This is a genomic window from Bacteroides ihuae (assembly GCF_900104585.1).
GTDB lineage: Bacteria > Bacteroidota > Bacteroidia > Bacteroidales > Bacteroidaceae > Bacteroides > Bacteroides ihuae.
Genome location: NZ_FNVX01000006.1, coordinates 1283474 through 1306797, shown reverse-complemented (window position 1 = coordinate 1306797; position 23324 = coordinate 1283474). Strand labels below are relative to the sequence as shown.

General features: G+C 39.5%; 23 protein-coding genes. 12 read left to right on the top strand and 11 right to left on the bottom strand.

What is annotated here, in order from left to right; genetic code table 11:
* Nucleotides 1-246 precede the first annotated feature (246 nt).
* Together buk and BQ5338_RS15985 are read right to left on the bottom strand one after the other, a co-directional pair.
* A complete protein-coding gene (gene buk, locus BQ5338_RS15990) occupies nucleotides 247-1308 on the bottom strand; it encodes a butyrate kinase (protein ID WP_071147751.1) in 1062 nt (353 codons plus the stop codon).
* A gap of 1 nt (nucleotide 1309) precedes the next feature.
* Nucleotides 1310-2224: a phosphate acyltransferase gene (locus tag BQ5338_RS15985; protein WP_071147750.1), complete on the bottom strand. Its 915-nt coding sequence runs from the start codon at nucleotides 2222-2224 to the stop codon at nucleotides 1310-1312.
* 181 nt (nucleotides 2225-2405) lie between these two features.
* Between BQ5338_RS15985 and BQ5338_RS15980 the strand changes: the two genes are divergently transcribed.
* From BQ5338_RS15980 to BQ5338_RS15970, 3 genes are all read left to right on the top strand, one after another.
* Nucleotides 2406-3311: a S66 peptidase family protein gene (locus BQ5338_RS15980; RefSeq protein WP_071147749.1), complete on the top strand. Its 906-nt coding sequence runs from the start codon at nucleotides 2406-2408 to the stop codon at nucleotides 3309-3311.
* Nucleotides 3312-3379: 68 nt separating this feature from the next.
* Nucleotides 3380-4372: a M20 family metallopeptidase gene (locus BQ5338_RS15975; RefSeq protein ID WP_071147748.1), complete on the top strand. Its 993-nt coding sequence runs from the start codon at nucleotides 3380-3382 to the stop codon at nucleotides 4370-4372.
* A gap of 6 nt (nucleotides 4373-4378) precedes the next feature.
* The gene (locus tag BQ5338_RS15970; RefSeq protein WP_071147747.1) at nucleotides 4379-4804 is read left to right on the top strand and encodes a SufE family protein; all 426 of its coding nucleotides are present in this window, start codon (nucleotides 4379-4381) and stop codon (nucleotides 4802-4804) included.
* A 63-nt stretch (nucleotides 4805-4867) separates the two neighbouring features.
* Here BQ5338_RS15970 and BQ5338_RS15965 read toward each other — a convergent pair whose 3' ends face one another.
* The 7 genes from BQ5338_RS15965 to BQ5338_RS15935 form a co-directional block, all read right to left on the bottom strand.
* Entirely contained in the window at nucleotides 4868-5095 is a 228-nt protein-coding gene (locus BQ5338_RS15965; RefSeq protein ID WP_071147746.1) for a helix-turn-helix domain-containing protein, read from the bottom strand.
* 15 nt (nucleotides 5096-5110) lie between these two features.
* Nucleotides 5111-5743, bottom strand: a complete 633-nt coding sequence (locus tag BQ5338_RS15960) for a DUF2975 domain-containing protein (RefSeq protein ID WP_078063522.1) — start codon at nucleotides 5741-5743, stop codon at nucleotides 5111-5113.
* Nucleotides 5744-5756: 13 nt separating this feature from the next.
* Nucleotides 5757-6404, bottom strand: a complete 648-nt coding sequence (locus tag BQ5338_RS15955) for a DUF2975 domain-containing protein (RefSeq protein WP_071147744.1) — start codon at nucleotides 6402-6404, stop codon at nucleotides 5757-5759.
* Between the two features lie 3 nt (nucleotides 6405-6407).
* Nucleotides 6408-7217, bottom strand: a complete 810-nt coding sequence (locus BQ5338_RS15950; RefSeq protein WP_071147743.1) for a CPBP family intramembrane glutamic endopeptidase — start codon at nucleotides 7215-7217, stop codon at nucleotides 6408-6410.
* Between the two features lie 400 nt (nucleotides 7218-7617).
* Entirely contained in the window at nucleotides 7618-8541 is a 924-nt protein-coding gene (locus BQ5338_RS15945) for a bifunctional riboflavin kinase/FAD synthetase (protein WP_071147742.1), read from the bottom strand.
* A 14-nt stretch (nucleotides 8542-8555) separates the two neighbouring features.
* Complete coding sequence (locus BQ5338_RS15940; protein ID WP_071147741.1) at nucleotides 8556-9170, bottom strand: HAD family hydrolase; 615 nt, start codon at nucleotides 9168-9170, stop codon at nucleotides 8556-8558.
* Between the two features lie 6 nt (nucleotides 9171-9176).
* A complete protein-coding gene (locus BQ5338_RS15935) occupies nucleotides 9177-11858 on the bottom strand; it encodes a calcium-translocating P-type ATPase, PMCA-type (protein ID WP_071147740.1) in 2682 nt (893 codons plus the stop codon).
* A gap of 163 nt (nucleotides 11859-12021) precedes the next feature.
* Here BQ5338_RS15935 and rd point away from each other — a divergent pair, with 163 nt between their 5' ends.
* From rd to BQ5338_RS15915, 4 genes are all read left to right on the top strand, one after another.
* Nucleotides 12022-12183, top strand: a complete 162-nt coding sequence (rd, locus tag BQ5338_RS15930) for a rubredoxin (RefSeq protein ID WP_071147739.1) — start codon at nucleotides 12022-12024, stop codon at nucleotides 12181-12183.
* 146 nt (nucleotides 12184-12329) lie between these two features.
* Entirely contained in the window at nucleotides 12330-13994 is a 1665-nt protein-coding gene (locus BQ5338_RS15925; RefSeq protein WP_071147738.1) for a nucleoside kinase, read from the top strand.
* A 69-nt stretch (nucleotides 13995-14063) separates the two neighbouring features.
* On the top strand, nucleotides 14064-14978 hold the full coding sequence (locus tag BQ5338_RS15920) for a serine O-acetyltransferase (RefSeq protein WP_071147737.1): 915 nt from the start codon (nucleotides 14064-14066) through the stop codon (nucleotides 14976-14978).
* Nucleotides 14979-15301: 323 nt separating this feature from the next.
* Nucleotides 15302-15655 carry a hypothetical protein gene (locus BQ5338_RS15915; protein WP_071147736.1) on the top strand — a complete coding sequence of 118 codons (354 nt, stop codon included), beginning with the start codon at nucleotides 15302-15304 and terminating at the stop codon, nucleotides 15653-15655.
* Between the two features lie 256 nt (nucleotides 15656-15911).
* On the opposite strand, the gene BQ5338_RS15910 is transcribed toward BQ5338_RS15915, so the two are convergent.
* Both BQ5338_RS15910 and BQ5338_RS15905 read right to left on the bottom strand, forming a co-directional pair.
* Nucleotides 15912-16805, bottom strand: coding sequence for a DMT family transporter (locus BQ5338_RS15910; protein ID WP_071147735.1), 894 nt, complete (start codon nucleotides 16803-16805; stop codon nucleotides 15912-15914).
* Nucleotides 16806-16817: 12 nt separating this feature from the next.
* Nucleotides 16818-18191: an aminopeptidase P family protein gene (locus BQ5338_RS15905; protein WP_071147734.1), complete on the bottom strand. Its 1374-nt coding sequence runs from the start codon at nucleotides 18189-18191 to the stop codon at nucleotides 16818-16820.
* Nucleotides 18192-18320: 129 nt separating this feature from the next.
* Between BQ5338_RS15905 and rpoN the strand changes: the two genes are divergently transcribed.
* Genes rpoN through BQ5338_RS15880 form a run of 5 tightly spaced genes read left to right on the top strand, consistent with a single transcriptional unit; the run spans nucleotide 18321 to nucleotide 23294 of the window.
* Nucleotides 18321-19784, top strand: coding sequence for an RNA polymerase factor sigma-54 (gene rpoN / locus BQ5338_RS15900; protein WP_071147733.1), 1464 nt, complete (start codon nucleotides 18321-18323; stop codon nucleotides 19782-19784).
* 44 nt (nucleotides 19785-19828) lie between these two features.
* Nucleotides 19829-20494 carry a phosphatase PAP2 family protein gene (locus BQ5338_RS15895; protein WP_071147732.1) on the top strand — a complete coding sequence of 222 codons (666 nt, stop codon included), beginning with the start codon at nucleotides 19829-19831 and terminating at the stop codon, nucleotides 20492-20494.
* A 25-nt stretch (nucleotides 20495-20519) separates the two neighbouring features.
* Complete coding sequence (gene gcvH, locus BQ5338_RS15890) at nucleotides 20520-20900, top strand: glycine cleavage system protein GcvH (RefSeq protein ID WP_071147731.1); 381 nt, start codon at nucleotides 20520-20522, stop codon at nucleotides 20898-20900.
* A 9-nt stretch (nucleotides 20901-20909) separates the two neighbouring features.
* Nucleotides 20910-21416, top strand: a complete 507-nt coding sequence (gene purE / locus BQ5338_RS15885) for a 5-(carboxyamino)imidazole ribonucleotide mutase (RefSeq protein WP_071147730.1) — start codon at nucleotides 20910-20912, stop codon at nucleotides 21414-21416.
* Entirely contained in the window at nucleotides 21417-23294 is a 1878-nt protein-coding gene (locus BQ5338_RS15880) for a 4-hydroxy-3-methylbut-2-en-1-yl diphosphate synthase (RefSeq protein ID WP_071147729.1), read from the top strand.
* Nucleotides 23295-23324: the final 30 nt, after the last annotated feature.

The window sequence follows — 23324 nt, the reverse complement described above, 5'->3', positions numbered from 1 at the left end:
TTTTATTTTCTGGAAAATAAATAAAAAGAGAATCGGAAAGTACCCCCATACTTTCCGATTCGAAACAGTCAAAAATCGACCTTAATCAATTTATTAACTTAACACAGCAGCAAAGATATGAGAAAATTTCTTTTGAATGAATTTTCTCATCTAAAACTTATTCTTTTAACATCAAAAGAAGAACATTTTAGTCCTGAAAAAGAGAAACGATGCCTTTGTTAAGCGTACTGAGGGCAAACAAAATACTTACTGGTATTCTTTAATAGGAAATTCACCAGTCAAAGCTCCTAATGCACTAGTTGCGAGAGCTTCCATCTCATCCTCACCCGGATAAACGACGATCGGAGCTAAAAACGAGGTACGTTCTTTTATTCGAGAAATCACATAATCAGAATGAGCCATACCACCAGTCAGCAAAATAGCATCTATTTTACCATAAAGAGCCACACTAGCAGCACCAATACTTTTTGCTATATTATAGATCATTGCATCCATCACCAGTTGGGCCCTAGTGTCACCATTTTCTATTGATTTAATAACCAAAGGCACATCCGTAGTACCTAAATGAGCGGCCAATCCCGCCCGACCGGAGATTCGTTTTTTTAGTTCTTCACTCGTAAACTTTCCGGTATAACAAAGATCTATTAACTGACCAGCCGGAAGTGTTCCGGCTCGTTCAGGCGAAAAAGGTCCATCACCATCCAGCGCATTATTAACATCTACAGCCTTGCCCGAACGATGGACAGCTACGGAAATACCTCCTCCTAAATGGCAGATAATCAGGTTAAGATTCTCGTAGACAGCGCCATTTTCTTTCGCGTAACGTCTTGCGACAGCTTTATGATTTAATGCATGAAAAATAGAAACACGAGGGAGTAGTGGTGACCCAGTAATACGAGCAATATCATCCAACTCATCCACAACACCGGGGTCGGCAATAAAAGCACGGCAACCGGGTATCTGAGCGGCCAAATCAGAAGCAATCAGCCCACCAAGATTACAGGCATGAGAGCGCATAGCATAAAGTGTATCATGCTTCATCTTTTCGTTCACTTCGTACACTCCTCCTTGAAGCGGTTTCATCAAACCACCACGACCAATAACAGCATTAAACTGAAAAGAAATATGATTCGTTTTCAATGCCTGCATCACCAGTGATTTCCGAAAGTCAAACTGATCTATAATACGAGAAAAAGCACTAAGCTCTTCTACACTATGACGAATATTAGAAACTAATATAGAAATGCCGTCTTCATAAACAGCTATCTTTGTAGAAGTAGAGCCTGGATTAATTGCTAATATTTTCATCTTATTTTTTATTACAAATGAGACAGGCCATGGCAAGACTGTTATATTTAGACAAGCCGGAATCACTTCGCGAAGGTAATACAACCGGACAAACAGGCCCTTGAAGCACACCAGCCATCTCAGCTTTAGCAAACAAACTAACTGATTTATAGAATGTGTTACCAGACTCTATATTAGGGAAAATAAGTACGTCAGCCTGCCCTTCAATAGGAGAGTAGATTCCTTTAATATCACCACTTTCTCGCTCACAAGAAGTTAACACATCCAGCGGACCATCTATTATAACATCTCCAAACTCTCCAGCATCTGCCAGCTCTACAATGTTAACATAATCAAGTGAATGAGGAAATTTCGCACTCACTTTCTCTGTACAATGTATCAATGCAATACGCGGTTTGTTGATGCCAAAATTATGACAAATATGTATAGCGTACCAAATCATTTCAATCCGCTGTTGCAAAGTAGGTCTGGGAATTACTGCTGCATCCGAAAAAAAGAGCAACTTATGATAAGATGGGATCTGCATAACAGCCAAATGCGTCAAGACTTTTCCTGCAGGTAGTAAACCTTTATCTTTGTCCAAGATTGCACGCAGCAGATTATCAGTATTAACAATCCCTTTCATGAGAATGTCTGCCTGATTTTCACGGACAGCTTTAACAGCTTCTACAGACGCCTCATCAGGGTTCTCAACATGCATTACTTTTATATATTCTGGATATTTCTCCAATGCAGGATATTTCTTTAATACTGTTGAATCTCCAATAAGTAGAAACTCCGCAAACCCCTCCTCTATTGCACGCACTATAGCATATTCAGTATTTGGATCGTTGGCACAAACCACGGCAACTCGTTTTCTTTCGTTAAGCGTTCTCAGGTGAGCCGTTAACTGATTAAAGTTCAGAATTGGTTTCATAAAGTTCGATTTTTAGCAAATATCAGAAAAATCATTGGATAATAGATCATTCTCAAATAAAAACAGGGACTAAAAACATTGCATTCTAACATATTATAATTGTTTCACTACAGATCAGCAATTCAAACGATAAAATAATATTTTTTTGTGTACTTTTGCATCAATCATAAAACTATGTATCATGAGTAGCCTCATCTTACCTCCATATCTACAAGAAGGCGATAAAGTGGCCATTGTATCTCCTTCAAGCAAAATAGACAAAAATCTTTTAATCGGTGCACAAAAGAGACTCGATTCTTGGGGTTTGAAATCGGTTTTAGGCAAACATTCCGAAAGCTCCTTTGGACTATATGCCGGAACCATAAAGCAACGACTTGAAGACTTCCAATCGGCAATGGACGACAACGACATAAAAGCAATTCTATGCAGCAGAGGAGGATATGGAGCCATACACTTCATCGACAAAATAGACTTTAGCCTCTTTCGTAAGCAGCCTAAATGGCTCATGGGCTTTAGTGACATAACTGCACTGCACAACCTTTTTCAAGCGAATGGTTTTGCTTCACTCCACTCTCCTATGGCACACCACCTCAGTGTTGAAGCTGAAGATGACCCTTGTACACTCCACTTAAAGAACATCTTATGGGGGAAATTACCACAATATACTTGCGAACCACATAAATTAAACCAGGCAGGAAAAGTGCGAGGCATATTACGAGGAGGTAACTTATCTGTCCTCTATGGATTGCGAGGAACCTCTTTTGATATCCCTGCCGAAGGTACTATCCTATTCATTGAAGACGTGAGCGAACGGCCGCACGCCATAGAACGAATAATGTATAATCTAAAATTAGGTGGCGTTCTTGAAAAATTGTCAGGCCTCATCATCGGACAATTTACCGAGTACAAGGAAGACAATTCTTTGGGCAAAAATTTGTATGAGGCTCTGGCCGATATGCTAAAGGAGTACAAATATCCTATATGCTTTAACTTCCCGGTAGGCCATGTAACAAAAAACCTACCATTAATTAATGGAGCGGAAGTCGAATTTACAGTTAACAAAAAATCAGTAGAACTTAAATTCTAAATGTCTAAGAAAGAGGCTAGTTAAAAATAAAACCGTAATTTTGAAACCAAAATAAGAAAATAAAGCCTATGAAGAGTTATTATATGTTTTCTCTAATGAGTTTAGTCGTTTTCACGACAATATCTTGTGGAAGCAACAAGAAATCGTCTGAAAAAACAGAAAGTATTGAACAGCAAGTAAAAGCTCCTGAGTTTGACGCCGATAGCGCATACCAATATGTCAAAGCTCAAGTTGACTTTGGTCCACGGGTACCAAATACTTCCGAACATGTGGCCTGTGGAAACTATCTGGCAAAAAAGTTAGCTGACTTTGGAGCCACCGTTACCAATCAATACGCTGACTTAATTGGCTATGACGGTAAAATTTTAAAAGCCCGCAACATCATAGGCTCATATAATCCTGAGAATAAGAAACGAATACTCCTTTTTGCTCATTGGGATACTCGTCCTTGGGCTGACAACGATCCTGACGAAAAGAATTACCACACTCCTATTCTTGGAGCAAATGATGGAGCCAGCGGCGTTGGAGCATTATTAGAGATCGCGCGTCTCATCAATCAGAAACAACCCGAATTGGGGGTTGATATTATCTTTTTCGATGCAGAAGACTATGGCGCTCCTGAATTTTATGAAGGAAAACATAAAGAAGAATATTGGTGTTTAGGTACACAGTATTGGGCCAAGAATCCACATGTACAGGGTTATAATGCCCGCTTTGGAATTCTATTTGACATGGTTGGAGGGAAGAATGCGACTTTCTACAAAGAAAGCTATTCTAACAAATATGCCAAAAATGTGGTACAAAAAGTTTGGGAAAAAGCAAACAGTTTAGGCTATGGCAACTATTTTATCGATGAAGATGGCGGAGGAGTAACCGACGATCATTTATTTGTGAACACTATTGCACGCATTCCAAGTATTGATATCGTACCTACCGACCAGAAAGATGGAGGTTTTGGATATTTTTGGCATACGGTAAATGACACAATGGATGTCATAGACAAAGCAACCTTAAAAGCTGTTGGACAAACTGTATTAGAAGTAATTTACAACGAAAAATAAAAAAGAATGTCTATTAACGAATTACAAGATGAAATCATTGCAGAATTCAATGATTTCAGTGACTGGATGGATCGCTATCAATTGCTCATTGATTTAGGCAATGAACAAGCTCCCATGAACGAAAAATATAAAACAGAGCAAAATCTCATAGAAGGTTGTCAAAGCCGTGTATGGCTACAAGCAGAAGAAGTAGAAGGTAAGCTCATTTTCAAAGCAGAAAGTGATGCTCTTATAGTAAAAGGAATTATTGCTTTACTAATAAAGATTGTCTCGGGCCATACTCCTGATGAAATATTAAACACAGACCTTTACTTTATTGACAAAATAGGACTACGAGAGCATTTGTCACCTACTCGCAGTAATGGATTATTATCTATGGTAAAACAAATGAGAATGTACGCATTAGCATTTAAAGCAAAAGGAGGAAAGTAACCACTTTCCTCCTTTTGCTTTGTTTCCACTAAGTTGAACAAAACCTACTAATTTCTTTATCACTTACTGCTCACTCTTTTGCTCTTCATCATCCTTAAACTCCAAGATATCTCCAGGCTGACAATCTAAAATCTTACATATTGCCTCAAGAGTAGAAAAGCGAACTGCTTTCGCCTTTCCTGTTTTCAAGATAGAAAGGTTAGCTGGCGTAATATCAACCTTTTCGGCCAATTCTCCCAAAGAAATTTTTCTTCGAGCCATCATAATATCTAAGTTCACTATTATAGACATACTTTTCCTTCTTTCTTAAATCGTTAAATCCTGTTCCTCTTTCAATCGCAAGCCTATAGCAAAAATTTCGCCCATCAGTAATGCCCCCAAACCTAGAATTAGCAAATTGAAATCCCACACATTTATTGTATTGACAGTATACCCGGAAATCTTCACATTAGCTACATTATCCAAATAATGCAGAGAGCGACCAATAGCAGAAGCAGCAAAAGATATCAACATCAAAGTCCCTATCCAGCGAAGTTTTATGACATTACTCCAATCGAAAATAATCGACCGATTTACTGCTCTAATAAACTTGATAAACATCACTAGTTGAACGATAACCACTATAAAATAAACTAAAGCTAAAAAATAGTATACGACTCCTGCAATTATACTAAAAGTCTTATTACTATCATGAAGGATAACCTCCCTATATTGTGCAGGTATCCATCTACCATCAGACGTATTGAGTACAGAATCGTTAAACGCTGTAGCATCTGCTGGGCTTAAACGAATAAAACGGGCTACATCTTTTACATTTTCGCGACTTCCTTCTTGGAACCCAATAAGAAAGTCAGGTATTCCTTGCACAAATGAAGTGGCCAACGACATACCCATCGCGATGAATATCAACGTACAAATTATATTTATTTTCAATTTCATCTCTATCCTTATTTCAAATCGTTAAATCCTGTTCCTCTTTCAAGCGCAAGCCTATAGCAAAAATCTCACCCACAATGAGCGAAACAATACCTAGTACCAACGTCAGAATAGACAAGAGCTCTGATAGATGTAATGAATAACCTGGTATTGAAAGCAATGAAAAAAGTTCAAAACTATTGATGCAGATAGAAATGGCCGAACACAAAAAACTAAAAATCAAGGTTCCACCCAACCAACGAAGACGGCGCACATTTTTCCAATTAAATATATCTGATTTATTGATAGAAATAACCAACTTCACAAAAATAAAAATAGAAAGTACAATAGAAAGCACCTCAAAGAGTGAAGAAAGTGCCACACCTAACATATTCCATACTGTTGGCTTAGACTCCACGCTAACAAGCAACTGACTGTACAGTACAGGAACATAAGAATGAGTCTTCTCATTATAAACAGAATCAGAGAAGTTCGAGAAATCTTTAGGCATCAAAGCAATCATTTTCATGTTTACAGCCGGATTCTCCATCTTTTTCTCACGAGTATTCATCGCTATCTTTATACCTGCAGAAAACCCCCTACCGAATTCATATAACGATTCAAACACAGAATAACTTAACACCAAAAGAACCAACAAACAAAGTATATTCAATCTTCGCTTCATAATCTATATGCCTTTCATTATTTCATCAGTATTCTCCTCTTGCTTCCAATTATAAGCAACAGATGTTTTTCTCATCAATAGACAAGTGATAACAAGCAACACAGCTGCAGCAGCAACCGCAGCATAATAGCTATTACCTCCTGCTATATCTCGCATATACTCTGCATTTGGATATTCAAAATTAAGATAAACCGACAAAGTATTATTAACAATATGCATCAAGATACATGGAATCAAACTAGCTGTTTTATAATAAACCCAAGCCAACAGAAGACCCATGAGACTTGCTCCCACTATCTGAACAGGATTCAAGTGAAATACGCCAAAGATAAGCGCAGAGAAGATGATCGCTTGTGCGGGAGTATATTTTTTTAGGAGTACTTTAGTAACTCCGCCTCTGAAAAGCAACTCCTCCAGAATAGGCCCTAATACTGCAACGCAAGCAATACCAAACCAGCCAGATTGTAAAAGATTGAATGAATCTTCCAACCAATTAGGCAACCAAGGCATTGCGGACATCAAAAAATCAATTACAATAATACTCGAGACAGCAATAATAATAGAATAAAGGAGGTAACTCACAGATATAGGCGACCATGTCACCCTTTCCTTACTTATATAGCCTGCCTTATATAAATAAAAACCCATTAATAGAAAGCCCACGAACATGGAGAGAGCAAGAGTTAAACTACTCGTTTTCTCTATATCTCCTTCTTTTATTAAATTGATAATAAAAGAAGGAATCATCACCAGCAGTGCTCCCGCTATCTGGCAAACAAAATAGATCAACACAAGTTTTATAGCCGTTTTCATCTTCTTTTATTAATGTTGCAAAGATACGGTTTTATTCTGAACGTTTTTTTGAAGGGTGTGTGCATAAGCAGCTGTTCCACAAATAAACATGACTACCATTGAGATGGAAACAACTAGCGTTGTAATGCTTAAAAATGATTTTTTCATAAGACCAACAATCTTTATACTTATCAATTCAATAATAATTTATCGTTTTTCGATATGCAAATAAATATATTATTTCTGATATCAACAAATTATTTATCGAAAAACAGTAAATAAAGAACGTTTTTCAATATAAACAAGGTGTAAATGGTCATAATCACTTCAAATATTCGCTTCGGAGCCAATGAAGCGAATATATGCAACACTATATAAACAAAATACAAACAATGAAGAAAAGAAAAAATAGGATATAGAATTATCCCAATATCGCTTCAACCATCACGGCATCTTTATTAAGCTGGCTCACCAACTCATCTAATCCTGAAAATTTCATCTCCGAGCGGATCCGTTGCACAAAGGATAAACGAATCGTAGAATCATAAATATCCGAATTAAAATGAAGGATGTGTACTTCAATACTACGACTTAATCCATTGTCTAGAGTAGGTCGATAGCCAATATTCAGCATCCCATTATAACCCTGTCCTTCAATATCCACCCTAACAGCATATACTCCATCAGCGGGCACTAACTTCTCAGGGTCTTCAATACGAAGATTGGCTGTTGGAAACCCAATCTTACGGCCAACTTTATATCCTCCCACAACAACACCTCCTATAGCATATTCATAGCCTAAACAGCGTGCAGCCACATCAACCTCTCCCTTCTGCAAATAGGAACGAATCACCGAAGAGCTTACATGGACTTGATCTAGCAAACAGGCCTCAGCAAGAACAACTTCCATGCCTATACTCTTCCCATACAAAGTATAGTCTTCAAAGCCTTCGCTTCTATTGTGACCGAAACGGTGATCATAGCCTATGACAAGGACTTGTACATTATAGCGCTCTTTAAGAACATTCTTCATAAATTCACGTGCAGTCAGCTTTGCTATTTCATCCGTAAAATCGAGCATAATACACTCATCCACTTTAGTACCTTCTAAAAGGGTAATCTTTTCATTACTAGTAGTTAGTAATTCCGGACGATAATCAGAATTCATCACTTTTCGAGGATGCTCAGGAAAAGTAATCAATGCAGAATGTAAACCTTTAGACAAAGCAACTTCTCTGACCTGATTAATTAAGAATCTGTGCCCCATGTGCACGCCATCAAAGAAACCAATTGTTGCCACACATGGCTCTGGTAAAGTTCCGGGTATATTACGAATAATCTGCATTGCTAAAATAATTATTAAAAAAGGTGACTCCAATCTTCGTGAGCTTCAGGAGTATAAGTAGTAATACCTAGCGATTCTGCAGTGAGGCAATTAGCCGATGCATCATCGATAAAAAGAGTTTCTTGGGGAACTATACCAGTATCTTCAAGCAATATTTTGAATATATCCACCTCTGGTTTAGCTTCATGCAACTCAAACGAAATAAACATTTTCTTAAAATAATCCTCCACTCTAAAGCCTTTATAAGAAAAAGTATTTTCGCAAGCCCATTTCCAATGTATCTCGTTGGTATTACTCAGTAAATACACCACATAATGTTCACGCAATTGGAGCAAAAGATCCAGCTTATATGTGGGGATACCAATCAGAAAAGTATTCCAGGCAGCATCAATCTGTTCATCAGTAATCAATTTGCCGGTTTGTTTTCTAATAGCGTCACGGAAATCAGAAGCAGTAATCAACCCCTTCTCAAACTCCATGAAGAAGTCTTGTTGTCGATAAGGATCAATAAATTCATCAACATTATGAAAACCTAATTTCTTGAAACTATCAATGCATCGTTGGCGATCAAGGTCTATCAATACACCGCCAAAATCAATTATGAGATTTTTAATTCCTTCTCTTTTCATTTTTTCTTATTTAATTAGTCGACGAACTAAACGGATGACCTCTCCCACCCATAACACAAGAGAAGAGGAAGCAATAATAGCAATCCATGTACCCCAATTAAGAGGTTCGGTACGAAAGACCTCTCCACCAAATTGTACGATACAAAATTGCCCGCCAAGGATAGCCAATGCAACCAATTCCATACCATACGATCTACTTAATCCTTTAAAAGCAGAATCGATTGTCCCGAAAACACGGGTATTAAACAAATTCCAGAACTGTAACATCACAAAGAAAGTGAAGAAGATAGTCAACCGATGCACCGTCATCACACCGTTGGCATCCGTAAAATAATAAATCATACCCATAAGCACGAGCAGAAAAACCGAGCCAACGCTAAGAATATTATATCGCATTGCTTTAGTGATAATAAAATCATCGCTGCGTCGAGGTTTCTCATCCATTACACCTTCGCTCGGCGGAATAGAAGCGAGTGCAAGAGCTGCAAATGTATCCATGATTAGATTCACCCATAACATTTGCGTAACTGTCAGCGGTAATTCCGTGCCAACAAATGATCCCAACAGAACAATAAGCAGAGCTACAAAGTTAATGGTAAGTTGAAAGACTATAAAACGTTGAATATTTTTATAAAGCGAGCGCCCCCACATCACAGCAGTTCCTATACTATTGAAGGAATCATCAAGTAACGTAATGTCGCTTGCTTCTTTAGCCACAGAAGTTCCTGTCCCCATCGAAAGCCCTACTTGAGCATGGTTTAGAGCAGGTGCGTCATTGGTTCCATCTCCCGTAACAGCCACAACGGACCCTTTTTGCTGCAAAAGTTGAACAAGGCGTTGCTTGTCGGTAGGACGTGCGCGCGACATGATTTTCAATTCCATCACACGGTCTAATGCTTCTGCGTCACTCAATCCAGCAAAGGCAACCCCTGTTATGCGATTACGCTCTGTATCTTCAGCAGTCCAAAGACCTATTTGACGTGCAATCTCAGTCGCTGTTCCCGGAGTGTCACCCGTTACTATTTTAATGTCGATACCGGCCGACTGACATTTAACTATCGCAGCAGGCACATCTGGACGTATTGGATCAGAAATGGCCACAACACCCACAAAATTAAGATCATTGGCTGCCACCAGAGAAACACAATCCCCTACTTCATTATCGCCTACGATCTTATAAGCAAAGCCCAACGTACGCATAGCCATATTTTGGTAATTCAATAGCTGAGATTCTATAGTAGAGCGGTATTCACCCACACTCACGTTTCCACTATCAAGCACCACCTCTTTACATTTAGCGAGTACTATCTCTGGTGCACCTTTTATATAAATGATTTTTTTACCTATAAGTGAAGATTGAGCCAGTGTTGCCATAAACTTCCGCTCAGTAGAGAAAGTTAGTTGATCTACAATATTCCCTTTCTCCCTAATCTCAAGATAGTTTTGTTGAAGGCCATTCAGCCAAAGCAACAATGCTACTTCCGTGGGGTTTCCCACTCCTTTTGGTTTTTGTCCAGTTTCTAGTTCTTCCAAGAAAGCAGTCGAGTTCACACTAATGCCCTCAATAACCAATTTGCTTATAAGATTATCAGCTAGCTCACTTCCATTCTTCAATCCATAAAAGTTAGGTTCGTGTACTTGCATCAGATTTTGCGTCAAAGTACCCGTCTTGTCTGTGCAGATAACCGTAATAGCTCCCATCGTTTCGCATGCATGCATTTTACGCACAAGATTATTCGTTGCTAGCATGCGACGCATATTTAGTGCCAGACTCAGCGTCACACTCATAGGCAAACCCTCAGGCACTGCCACCACAATCAGGGTAACCGCCATCATGAAATATTTCAATACAATCTGCGCTATGATCATATACTGCTGCCAAGTGCTCACTTCGTTTTCACTCAAGTAATGAAATAAGTCTTTTGAAACAAAAACGACAAAAGTGATAATAGCTACAGAAAAGCCAACCTTACCTATCAGGTTAGCCAACTTAGTAAGCTGAATGTTTAGAGGAGTTGGCTCTCCACTTTGCTCTGTACTCTGGCGAGCAACCTGACCAATTTCTGTTGCATCACCCACACAAAGCACTTTCATTGTACCATGACCGTCTACCACCGTAGTGCCTCTCATCACCCTATTCGAAGCATAAGTCGCTTCATCATCAAAATCAGACTCAACAGTTGTTTTATTTATCACTGGTTCTCCAGTAAGGTTTGACTCATTGATTTGCAAAGAGATAGCTTCAATCAATTCGCCATCTGCCGGAATTTCTTCACCAGTTTCTAATATGACTATATCACCAACAACAACATTCTTACGAGGGATCTCACGTACCTTTCCACTACGTATTACTTTAACGAGCGTCTCCTCATTAACTGTATTCAGCAGATCAAATTTCTTATTGGCATCGTATTCGAAGAAAAAGCCAATACCCGTAGCTAGAAGAATAGCGCATATAATGCCAATGGTCTCAGCATATTCATTTTCAATAATCGAAATGAGTAAAGAGAATACTGCAGCAATAAGCAACACACGAACTACAGGGTCTTCAAATTTTTCCAGATAAAGTTTCCATAAAGAAGCACGCTTCGGTGGCGTCAGAAGATTACTACCATACTTTTCCCTGTTTATTTTCACTTCATCCTCACTCAGACCGGAATGATAATAAGCGTCATTTATTGAAGTCATATAAGTATATGCGTTTATTTAAGCTACAAAAATACAACATATAATTTAAAAAAAGATCGATTGAGCTTTTTATCAGCCATCGAGCCATAAACCTAAATAAAGACGAAACAAAACAAAAGCCAATGTTGTTTTTAAAAGAATAACTCTAATAATTAAAATATCTATGAAGTATATTTGTACAGCATGCGACTACATTTATGATCCCGTAGCAGGAGATCCTGAGAGCGGAATCGATCCGGGCACAGCATTCGAAGATATCCCTGAGGATTGGATTTGTCCTCTTTGCGGAGTAGGAAAAGAAGACTTTGAACCTTTAGATGAATAAGCAAGCCATAAACAAGAGTGCGGACTTAAAAAAGCCTAAAAAAGATACTGCGTTTTTAATTGGTTTAGTAATTGTTTGCCTCCTACGCAATAATGTAATATATTTAGTCCATTATATATAACTTCTTTTTAAAACACTAATACAGAATGGTACAGATATATTGCAAGAATAACGACACTTATAAAGGATTCCCTATCGGAAGCTCGCTTCTAGATATTTATAATGGCTTAGAACTCAACTTTCCTTATCCTGTTGTCAGTGCCAAAGTAAATAATCGCTCCGAGGGATTAACTTTTAAAGTTTATAATAATAAGGATATAGAATTCCTCGACATCAGAGATTCTTCAGGAATGCGCACGTATGCGCGTTCACTTTGTTTCATCCTTTTCAAAGCAGTTACGGATATATTTCCCACCGCAAAATTATTTGTTGAACATCCTGTATCGAAAGGCTATTTCTGCAACCTATCAATCGGACGCACCGTTACGCTCGAGGATGTATCGCAAATAAAAGTACGCATGCATGAAATTGTTGAAGCAAACATCCCTTTTCACCGTACAGAGTGTCACACCGCCGAAGCCGTACGTATTTTTAATGAACGTGGAATGGATGACAAAGTAAAACTGCTCGAATCATCCGGTTCTCTATATACCTATTATTACACCTTAGAAGATACCATTGACTATTATTACGGCAATTTGGTTCCACGCACAGGATACGTTAAACAGTTCGACTTAGTGAAGTATTATGATGGTCTGCTGCTTCGTATCCCAACAAGAAGCAATCCCAATGTTCTGGAGGAGGTCATTAAACAAGAGAAAATGCTCGACGTATTTAAAGAGTACATTCAATGGAGCAATATTATGGGGCTGAGCAATGCCGGAGATTTTAATATTGCCTGCGCGCAAGGTTATGCTACAGATCTTATCAATGTGGCCGAAGCTCTTCAAGAAAAGAAAATTTCACAAATAGCTGACACAATATATCATCGGGGAGAAAATGGTAATAGGGTAAAATTAGTCCTCATATCCGGTCCCTCATCATCCGGAAAAACAACTTTCAGTAAAAGGCTTTCCATACAATTGATGACTAACGGGCTAAGACCTTATCCTCTTTCGCTAGACAATTATTTTGTTGACCGGGAACAAACACCACTTGATGAAAACGGAAAGTATGATTACGAATCGCTCTATGCACTAGATCTCAAGCTATTCAATCAGCAATTAGAAGCCCTTCTCCGTGGAGAAGAAGTGGATCTTCCCCGGTTCAATTTCGCACTAGGCAAAAAAGAGTACAGTGGGGATAAACTAAAGATAGATAATCACACGATCTTAATACTGGAAGGCATTCACGCCCTCAACCCCGAATTAACCAACCACATCAATGAATCCAATAAGTTTAAAATATATGTATCAGCACTAACCACTATCTCGCTGGACGATCATAACTGGATTCCTACGACTGACAACCGGATGCTTCGTCGCATTATACGCGATTTTAACTATAGAGGTTATTCGGCACAAGAAACCATTTCGCGTTGGCCAAGCGTTCGTGCAGGAGAAGACAAATGGATATTCCCTTACCAAGAGAATGCAGACGTCATGTTCAATTCAGCATTACTTTTTGAATTTGCCGTCCTGCGCCGCCATGCCGAACCCATTTTGACTGATGTACCACGCAACAGTCCCGAATATTGTGAAGCTTATCGGTTACTCAAATTCATTAAGTATTTTACGCCTGTTCAGGATAAAGAAATTCCTCCCACCTCATTGCTCAGAGAGTTCCTTGGCGGTAGCAGCTTTAAGTACTAAATAGATATCTAAGACAAAAAATAAGATAATACTGATTATGCAATTTATAATACCCTAATATCTCCGCTTATGACAAATCTGGATGCATTAAAAGCAATTCAAGAAAATGTGGACATTTTATCTAATCAATTAGTAGATGACTATAAATATATTCCCCAATATGAACACCTTCTACCTTCGAGCAAAAAGGCCGAAGAGATTATGTCTCTCATAAGAAGCGTCATTTTCCCGGGATACTCTGGCGACAGAACCATAAGGAAGCACAGTCTACCTTTTCATATAGGAGTATATCTTGAAAGAATATACTCTTTACTAAAAGAACAAATACACTGTGGGTTGTCTTTTGATCCGGAAATAAGCGCCAATATTAGCAATAAAGATCAAGAAGCGTCAAATCTTGCTGTAACTTTTATCAATGCAATTCCTAATTTAAAACGGCTTTTATCAAAGGATGTAAAAGCAATAATTGACGGCAATCCTGCAACCCAAAGTTATGGGGAGGTTATCTTCTGCTACCCCGCAATCACCGCTCTACTACATCATCGTGTTGCACATGAGCTATTAAAACAAGGGGTTCCAATTCTACCTAGAATCATTTCGGAGCTAGCCCATTCAGCAACAGGCATTGATATACACCCCGCAGCGCAAATCGGTGAATACTTTAGCATTGATCATGGAACAGGAGTAGTAATAGGAAAAACTACGATTATAGGTAATCATGTCCGCCTGTATCAAGGTGTCACATTAGGGTCAAAAAGCCTTATACTCGAAAATTTAAGCTATCAGGCTGACGCCCCCCGGCATCCAATACTTGAGGATAACGTAACGATCTACTCTAGTTCCTCAATACTCGGAAGAGTAACAATAGGCCATGATAGTGTAATAGGAGGAAATGTGTGGATTACCCAAGATGTTGCTCCATATTCGAGAATTATTCAACAAAAAGCCATTGAGGGTTCATTTATTGACGGATTAGGAATCTAAAAAACATCCACTCTACAATCTTGCTGTACAAAAAAGCTAAATGCATAACTTCTAGAGGTAGACTAAGTCATATTGACAACAGATACAATCATAAAAATACATTTTAATATCTCAAAAGCCATAAAAGCTCCATTTTTAAGCCATAATAATTGATGTACATCAAATAATGATACTTTTAGCAAAAGTTTCTTCAAATAGATTATTATGTTATATAACATATTTCTATCTTTGCAGAAGTAAAAAGAAAAGCTAAACGCTTAGATAAGTTTTCAAAGGTATAAGTTTTAAAGTTTTTAGGTATAACAAATTAAAATGTAGGTATTATGAAGAAATTAGGATTAACATTAATGGCAGCGCTCTGCCTAGCTGCTAGTACATTTGCAGCAGGAAATCAACCTACGACTGCAAAATGGGAAGGTAACATCAACGTAACTAAGTTGAGCCAATATTTGAAACTGACTTCTGCTCAGACAGAAGAAGTTGCTAACATCTCTGATTATTTCACAGAAAAAATGGAAAAGGCCTCTAATTCAACCAAGAAACAAGACGAACTGCTTAAGACTGCAGTTTACGGTAACTTGAAGTTGATGAAGAATACACTTTCACCAGAGCAATACAGCAAATACGCAACGTTACTAAACGTTACGTTATACAACAAAGGTATTGAGCTGAAATAAGAGATTCAAAAGACATTAAAAAGAAGGGTATTACAACTTAGTTTGTAGTACCCTTTTTTTATGTTCTATGACACCTAAAGTAAATATTTCAGATCCATCCTCACAGGCCTTCTAAGAGGGGTTTGGTGAATTAACTAGATCAGCGTGGTGAATTAACTACTTCACCACGCTGATCTAGTTAATTCACCACGCTGAAGTTATATCATACCCAACGCAAAGCTAATTTGTGTGATATTATAACTAATAACTAAAGCGATTAGCAAGAAACAGTAGTCTGTTTCTGACGGGCATTGAAAACAATCCCCGATACAATCAACAGTAAACCGATGTAAGTAGAGAAAACAATTTGCTCTCCCAGCACTGCATGAATGAGAAAGAGAGAAAGGAACGGGGAGAGATAACACATCTGATTGATCAATGCAGGATTACTTGTTTTTCGTATGGCATAGCCAAAACAAGCAAAAGGAATACCTATCTCAAAAGCACCTACATACATGCCTGATAATAGTCCGAGAGGAGAATGAATACTAGTGCCTACCACAAAAGCTCCAATAACGAGGTAGAAAGTGCCAAAAAGAAAACCTGCAAATAAAGCAACCGTCCCATCCACGTCATTGTATCTATTGGTCACAATCCAATAAGAAGCCCACAGAAAAGCGGTTAGCACAGCAAGAAGTATACCTGTTACTGAAATAGACTCTCCGCCCAGGCTACCGGAACCAAATGAGATAAGTGCAACGCCAGCAAGAGAAAGAAACATGCCAATATACTTCTTCTTAGGTATAGGTTGCCCTGCAAACAAAGAAAGTAGCACCAACAACACGATGGGCCAAGTATAATTGATGGGTTGGGCTATCTGAGCAGGGAGTAAATCATACGCCTTAAACAAAACCAAGTAATACAACACAGGATTTAGCAAACCCATCCATACAAATCGCCTCCATTGCTTCACACTCAAGGCACGCACCAAATTCCACTTTTTCTGCAGAAAGAGGGTAAAAGTAAAGATCAATAGAGCAGTACAGGAAGCTACGAGCAATAGTTCAAAAGAGGTAAGATGTGAAAGCGCTATCTTAAAAGCAGAAGCAACCGTCGACCAGCTTAGCACAGCTACACCGGCACAGACGATTGCCTTATTTTCTTGTTTCATGCTCGAGTCTAATTATCTCAAGGCTTCTACCTCGTCCGTAGTCAGAGGAATCTTCTTACCCAAGCGGCGAGCACCAGTCTCGGTAATTAAATAATCTTCCTCGTTACGAATGCCTCCAAAGTTCTTGTAAGCCTCAACAGCATCGTAGTTAATGAAGTCGACAAATCTCTTCTCCTCTTTCCATAAATCAATAAGTTCGGGAATAAAGTAAATGCCCGGCTCAATGGTATGCACAAAACCTGCCTCAAGCGGACGGGCAAGACGAAGTGATTTACGACCAAACAGCGTGCTCTTTGGCTTACCGTCATAGCCGACCCAAACTTCTCCGAGATTCTCCATGTCGTGTACATCGAGTCCCATCATATGCCCTAATCCATGTGGATAGAATAAAGCATGAGCCCCTTCACGCACTGCATCATCAGCATCGCCCTTCATCAAACCAAGTTGCTTCATTCCCTCCACCATGACACGAGCCGAAAGATCATATACATCAACAAAAGGAATCCCCGGTTTGAGAGCTTTCACCGATTCGAGATGCATGGCTACCTGAAGATCATAGATTTCTTTCTGACGCAAAGTAAAAGTTTTATCAGCAGGAATGGTAGATGACATATCACCGGCATATCCCATAGGGACTTCTGCACCGGCATCGATAAGAAATAAATCACCTGGCTTCACTGTATTGCCATGATAGTGATTGTGCAACGTCTGCCCATTGATGGTAGCAATCGTCGGAAACGACAAATCGGCACCTGCCGCAGCTGCAACAGCTTCCAAAGCCGCAGCTACTTCATACTCCTTCATGCCGGGACGAAGCACCTTCATGGCAGTAATATGCATATCGGCAGTAATGTCACAAGCCTTTTCTATTTCAACAATCTCCTCTTGAGATTTATAACTACGCTGTTTAATGATGGCACGAATGAAATCAAGCGAAACTTTTTCATGCCCAACAGAAATGCCCAACAATTCGAGTAATTTTAAGTTATGTTCAGCTCGGTAAGGAGGGAGATAATGAATCGTCTGACCCTTTTGCGCAGCCTTATGCAAATAACTCACAATCGTATCGGAAGGCATCGTATGTGTCACCCCCACAAGTTCGCTTTTCTCCTTCAGCGTAGGCTGAGTACCCATCCACACAATATGGTCAATAGTCAATTCATCGCCAAAGATGACGTCTTTATCTTCATCAATATCAATAATAGCAGAAAGACCGGAAAAAGCAAGACCAAAATAATAAAGGAAGGTGGAGTCCTGACGATAACGAAATGCGTTATCAGCATAATTCAAGCCATGTTCATCATTACCCAAAAATAACAATATCCCAGAGCCTACAGTCTTTTTCAGCAGTGCTCTTCGCTGCATATAGGTTTCTTTTGAAAACATAATGTTCTGTTTTTAAGTTAGTCCAACAAAGATAACCCTTTTTATTGATAATTGATATTTGTCTATTTACGAATATCAATTAAAATAATTACTTTTGTAGCGAGATAACGTTAGATTAAAGAAAGCAATATGGCACAAAATTCCCGTCAGACGCAATCGCAAGTACAGCAACAAACTCAGACTCTTTCACCTCAACAGATTCTGGTTGTGAAATTACTGGAACTTCCTGCAGTGGAGTTGGAAGATCGTGTGCGCGCCGAGTTGCTTGAAAATCCCGCTTTGGAAGAAGGCAAAGAAGAAACTGCTGCCGATGATCTGGCTGCTACAGATGCTCAGGAAGGCGAAAACGACGCCAATGAATATGATTCATTAAGCGACTATCTGAGCGAAGATGATATTCCTGATTATAAATTACAAGAGAACAACCGTTCAAAAGGTGAAAAAGCGGAAGAAATTCCTTTTTCGGATGCGACCTCTTTTTACGAAATATTAAAAGAACAACTTGGCGAGCGAAACCTCACCGAGCACGAACATGAACTGGCCGAATACATCATCGGATCGCTTGATGACGATGGGCTACTTCGGAAATCCTTGGAAAGCATCAATGATGAGCTAGCCATCTATGCCGGAGTAAATACTTGTGAGGAGGAACTTGAAGAGGTCTTGAAAATTATTCAGGATTTTGATCCTGCAGGATTAGGTGCACGTAACTTGCAAGAGTGCCTGACCATACAAATCTTACGAAAAGAATCCTCGCCACTGCAGCAAACAGAACTTGAAATTATCGAGAAATGTTACGAAGAATTTACCCGCAAACATTGGGATAAAATTATCCAGAAGCTCGGATTGAAAGAAGAAGAGTTTGAAGAAGCCATCGCTGAGATAACCAAATTGAACCCTCGCCCGGGTAGTTCTCTTGGTGAAGTGATCGGACGAAATATGCAGCAGATCATTCCGGACTTCACGGTTGAAACTTATGATGACGGAACCATCATCCTTAGCATGAACAATCGAAATATGCCCGAGTTACGGATGAGTAGGGATTTCACGGAGATGGTTGAGGAGCACACTAAAAACAGAGCCAATCAGACAAAGGAGTCGAAGGAGGCTATGATGTTCCTCAAACAAAAAATGGATTCGGCACAAGGATTCATTGATGCCGTAAAGCAACGCCAAAACACACTACAAACGACCATGCAAGCAATCATCGATTTGCAACGTCCATTTTTTATTGAAGGCGATGAATCGCTGCTTCGCCCCATGATATTAAAAGACGTGGCCCAGCGCACAAGACTTGACATCTCTACTATATCAAGGGTAAGTAACAGCAAATATGTGCAAACCAATTACGGTGTATATTCCCTCAAATTCTTCTTTAGTGATGGATATACCACTGAAGATGGCGAAGAGATGTCTGTTCGCGAAATCCGAAAGATATTAAAAGAGTGTATTGACAATGAAAACAAGAAGAAACCGCTGACAGATGATGAACTGGCTGACATTCTAAAAGAGAAAGGATATCCAATCGCTCGAAGGACGGTAGCCAAATATCGTCAACAGCTAAACATACCTGTAGCAAGATTAAGAAGATAATACAAACTTAAAAACAACTCGAAGAACTTAATAATAAAAAACATATGGAAGAGCATATTATTGCAGATAGAACATTGATCAGGACTGCCCAAATTATATCCGGCATCTTCACTCCGTTCTCCATTCCTTTTGTGGCATTTCTTATCTTGTTCTTATTTTCGTATCTACGCATCATGCCGCTCACTTACAAGTTGATTGTACTTGGAGTTGTTTATTGCTTCACTATATTGATGCCCACATTAACGATCTTCTTATTTCGGAAAATCAACGGCTTTGAAGCAAAAGATCTCACTGACCGCAAAAAACGTTATGTACCCTATATACTAACAATCCTCTCTTACGTTTTCTGCTTATTAATGATGCGTAAGCTGAACATACCTTGGTACATGTCGGGAATTATTTTGGCAAGTCTACTGGCCATGGGCATTAGCACGATAGTCAATCTAAAATGGAAGCTTAGTGAGCACATGATCGGTATGGGGGGCATTGTAGCAGGATTAATTTCTTTCAGTGAATTATTCAGTTACAATCCTGTATGGTGGCTATGCCTATTTCTACTCATAGCGGGCATACTGGGGACTGCCCGAATTATTTTGCAACACCACACGCTAAGCGAAGTACTAACCGGATTTGGTGTGGGCTTCATCTCTGCGTTATTGGTGCTACACCCCGTAACAAATGTCTTATTTAGAATTTTCTTATTTAAGTAGTATAAACCTTTAAATTTTACTAATTATGAAGTTTCCTGAAGAATTAAAGTATACAAAAGAACATGAATGGATTCGCCTGGATGGCGACGTAGCTTATATAGGCATTACCGATTATGCACAAGAACAACTGGGCGACATTGTTTTTGTCGACGTTCCTAGCATAGGAGAGAAACTTGAAGCCGGAGAAGTGTTTGGTACCATCGAGGTTGTAAAGACTATTTCTGACCTATTTCTGCCTGTAGCAGGAGAAGTTCTGGAACAAAACGAAACGCTGGAAGAAAAACCTGAGTTGGTTAATCAAGATCCATATGGTGCAGGTTGGATTATAAAAATAAAACCAGCCGCCGATGCCGATTTTGATTCCCTACTAGACGATAAAGAATACAAAAAAACAGTTAACGAATAAACCAATAGCATGATGCCAATTGTTAGTATAATCATGGGTAGCACATCTGATCTCCCCGTTATGGAGAAAGCAGCTCAATTACTTAATGATTTGCATGTGCCATTTGAGATGAACGCGCTCTCAGCTCACCGCACTCCGGAAGCTGTAGAGGCATTCTCCAAAAATGCACATTCAAGAGGGATTAAAGTAATTATCGCTGCCGCCGGCATGGCTGCTCATTTGCCTGGAGTTATTGCAGCATCCACACCGTTACCGGTAATCGGTGTCCCAATAAAATCTACACTCGATGGCATGGATGCGCTACTGGCCATCGTACAAATGCCTCCGGGAATTCCCGTAGCGACTGTAGGAATAAACGGCGCACTCAATGCTGCAATTCTTGCTATCCAGATATTATCTCTGGAAGATAAAGAATTAGAAACCAAATTCATTGCTTATAAAGAAGGACTTAAAAAGAAGATTGTTAAGGCCAACGAAGAGCTGAAAGAGGTGAAGTATGAGTTTAAAACAAATTAAATGGATCTATTCAACTATTCCCGAAGGGAAACGTCTGAGGTTAACATTGGTGATATAGCTTTGGGGGGAAAGAACCCAATCCGCATCCAGTCAATGACCAATACATCCACTCAAGATACAGAAGCTTGCGTGGAACAAGTAAAAAGAATTATAAATGCCGGAGGTGACTATGTCCGCCTGACTACGCAAGGAGTGAAAGAGGCTGAAAACCTTAAAAACATTAATATAGCCTTGAGAGCTCAGGGATATATGAATCCTCTCGTAGCCGATATACATTTCATTCCCAAAGTAGCCGATGTAGCGGCACTATATGCCGAAAAAGTGCGTATCAATCCAGGTAACTATCTGGATGCACCACGTACTTTCAAGCAAGTGAACTACACCGATGAGGAATATGCACAGGAGTTAGAGAAGATTCGTGAACGCCTTGTCACTTTTCTAAATATATGTAAGGAGAACAATACAGCTATTCGTATTGGAGTGAATCATGGCTCTTTATCTGACCGCATCATGACTCGCTACGGAGACACACCCGAGGGAATGGTAGAATCGTGTATGGAGTTTCTTCGCATTTGTGTTGCCGAGAATTTCACCAACGTAGCTATCTCCATAAAGGCTTCAAATACGGTAGTGATGGTGAGAACGGTGAGGTTACTCGTAGAAATCATGAAGAAAGAAGGGATGGAATTCCCTCTTCATCTGGGAGTGACCGAAGCTGGAGATGGAGAAGATGGACGCATAAAATCAGCACTAGGTATCGGTGCTTTACTGGCAGATGGATACGGAGATACCGTACGAGTTTCGCTAAGTGAGGAACCTGAAGCTGAAATACCTGTAGCCAAGAAATTGGTTGACTACGTCGCTCAACGTGCAAAACATCCTTATATACCAGGTTTAGAAGCCAAGGAATTCAATTATCTCTCCCCTATACGTAGGCAAACGGTTGAGGTTAAGAACATTGGTGGAGAGAACGTTCCGGTAGTTATATCCGATCGCATGGATAATACATTCGAAACGAACCCTCAATTTATCCCCGATTATATCTATGCCGCAAGAGAATTACCTGCTCAACTCGAAGAAGGGCCTGACTATATACTCGATGCAGATGTATGGGAAACCGAGAAAGTTTCATTTGAGAAAGCCGGAAAAAACTGTTGGCCAGCTTTCAATCACACACAACTATTGGCTATTGGTAATTGCCCAGCGGAACTTAAGTTTCTGTTTATGCCCTACATGGCATTGACCGATGAAGTTATTGCTTGCTTGAAGGTCCACCCTGAGATTGTTTTGCTCTCACAGAGTAACCATCCTAATAGAGTTGGTGAACACAGAGCATCCGTTCACCAACTTATGGTAGAAGGGGTTCAAAATCCGGTGGTGATTTTTCAGCACTATTCCGAAAACGAAGCCGAAGATTTGCAAGTGAAAGCAGCTGCAGATATGGGGGCTTTAATTTTAGATGGCCTCTGCGACGGTATCTTTTTACATAACCAAGGCGACCTTAGCCATGCAACGATAGATGCAACAGCCTTTGGTATTTTGCAAGCAGGGCGCGTACGTACAAGTAAAACAGAATATATATCTTGCCCGGGATGCGGACGTACACTTTTCAGCCTACAGAGCACCATTGCTCGTGTAAAAGCAGCCACGTCACATCTAAAAGGACTAAAAATTGGCATCATGGGGTGCATCGTTAATGGTCCGGGAGAGATGGCTGATGCCGATTACGGTTACGTAGGTGCAGGCAGAGGCAAAATCAGCTTGTATAAACGTAAAGAGTGCATAGAAAAAAATATTCCTGAAGCAGAAGCTGTAGATAAACTCATTGCCTTGATTAAAGCAAACGGAGACTACTATTCGGAAGAAGAGAGTTTATGAGAAAGAAAATGATGATTCACCGGATCACAT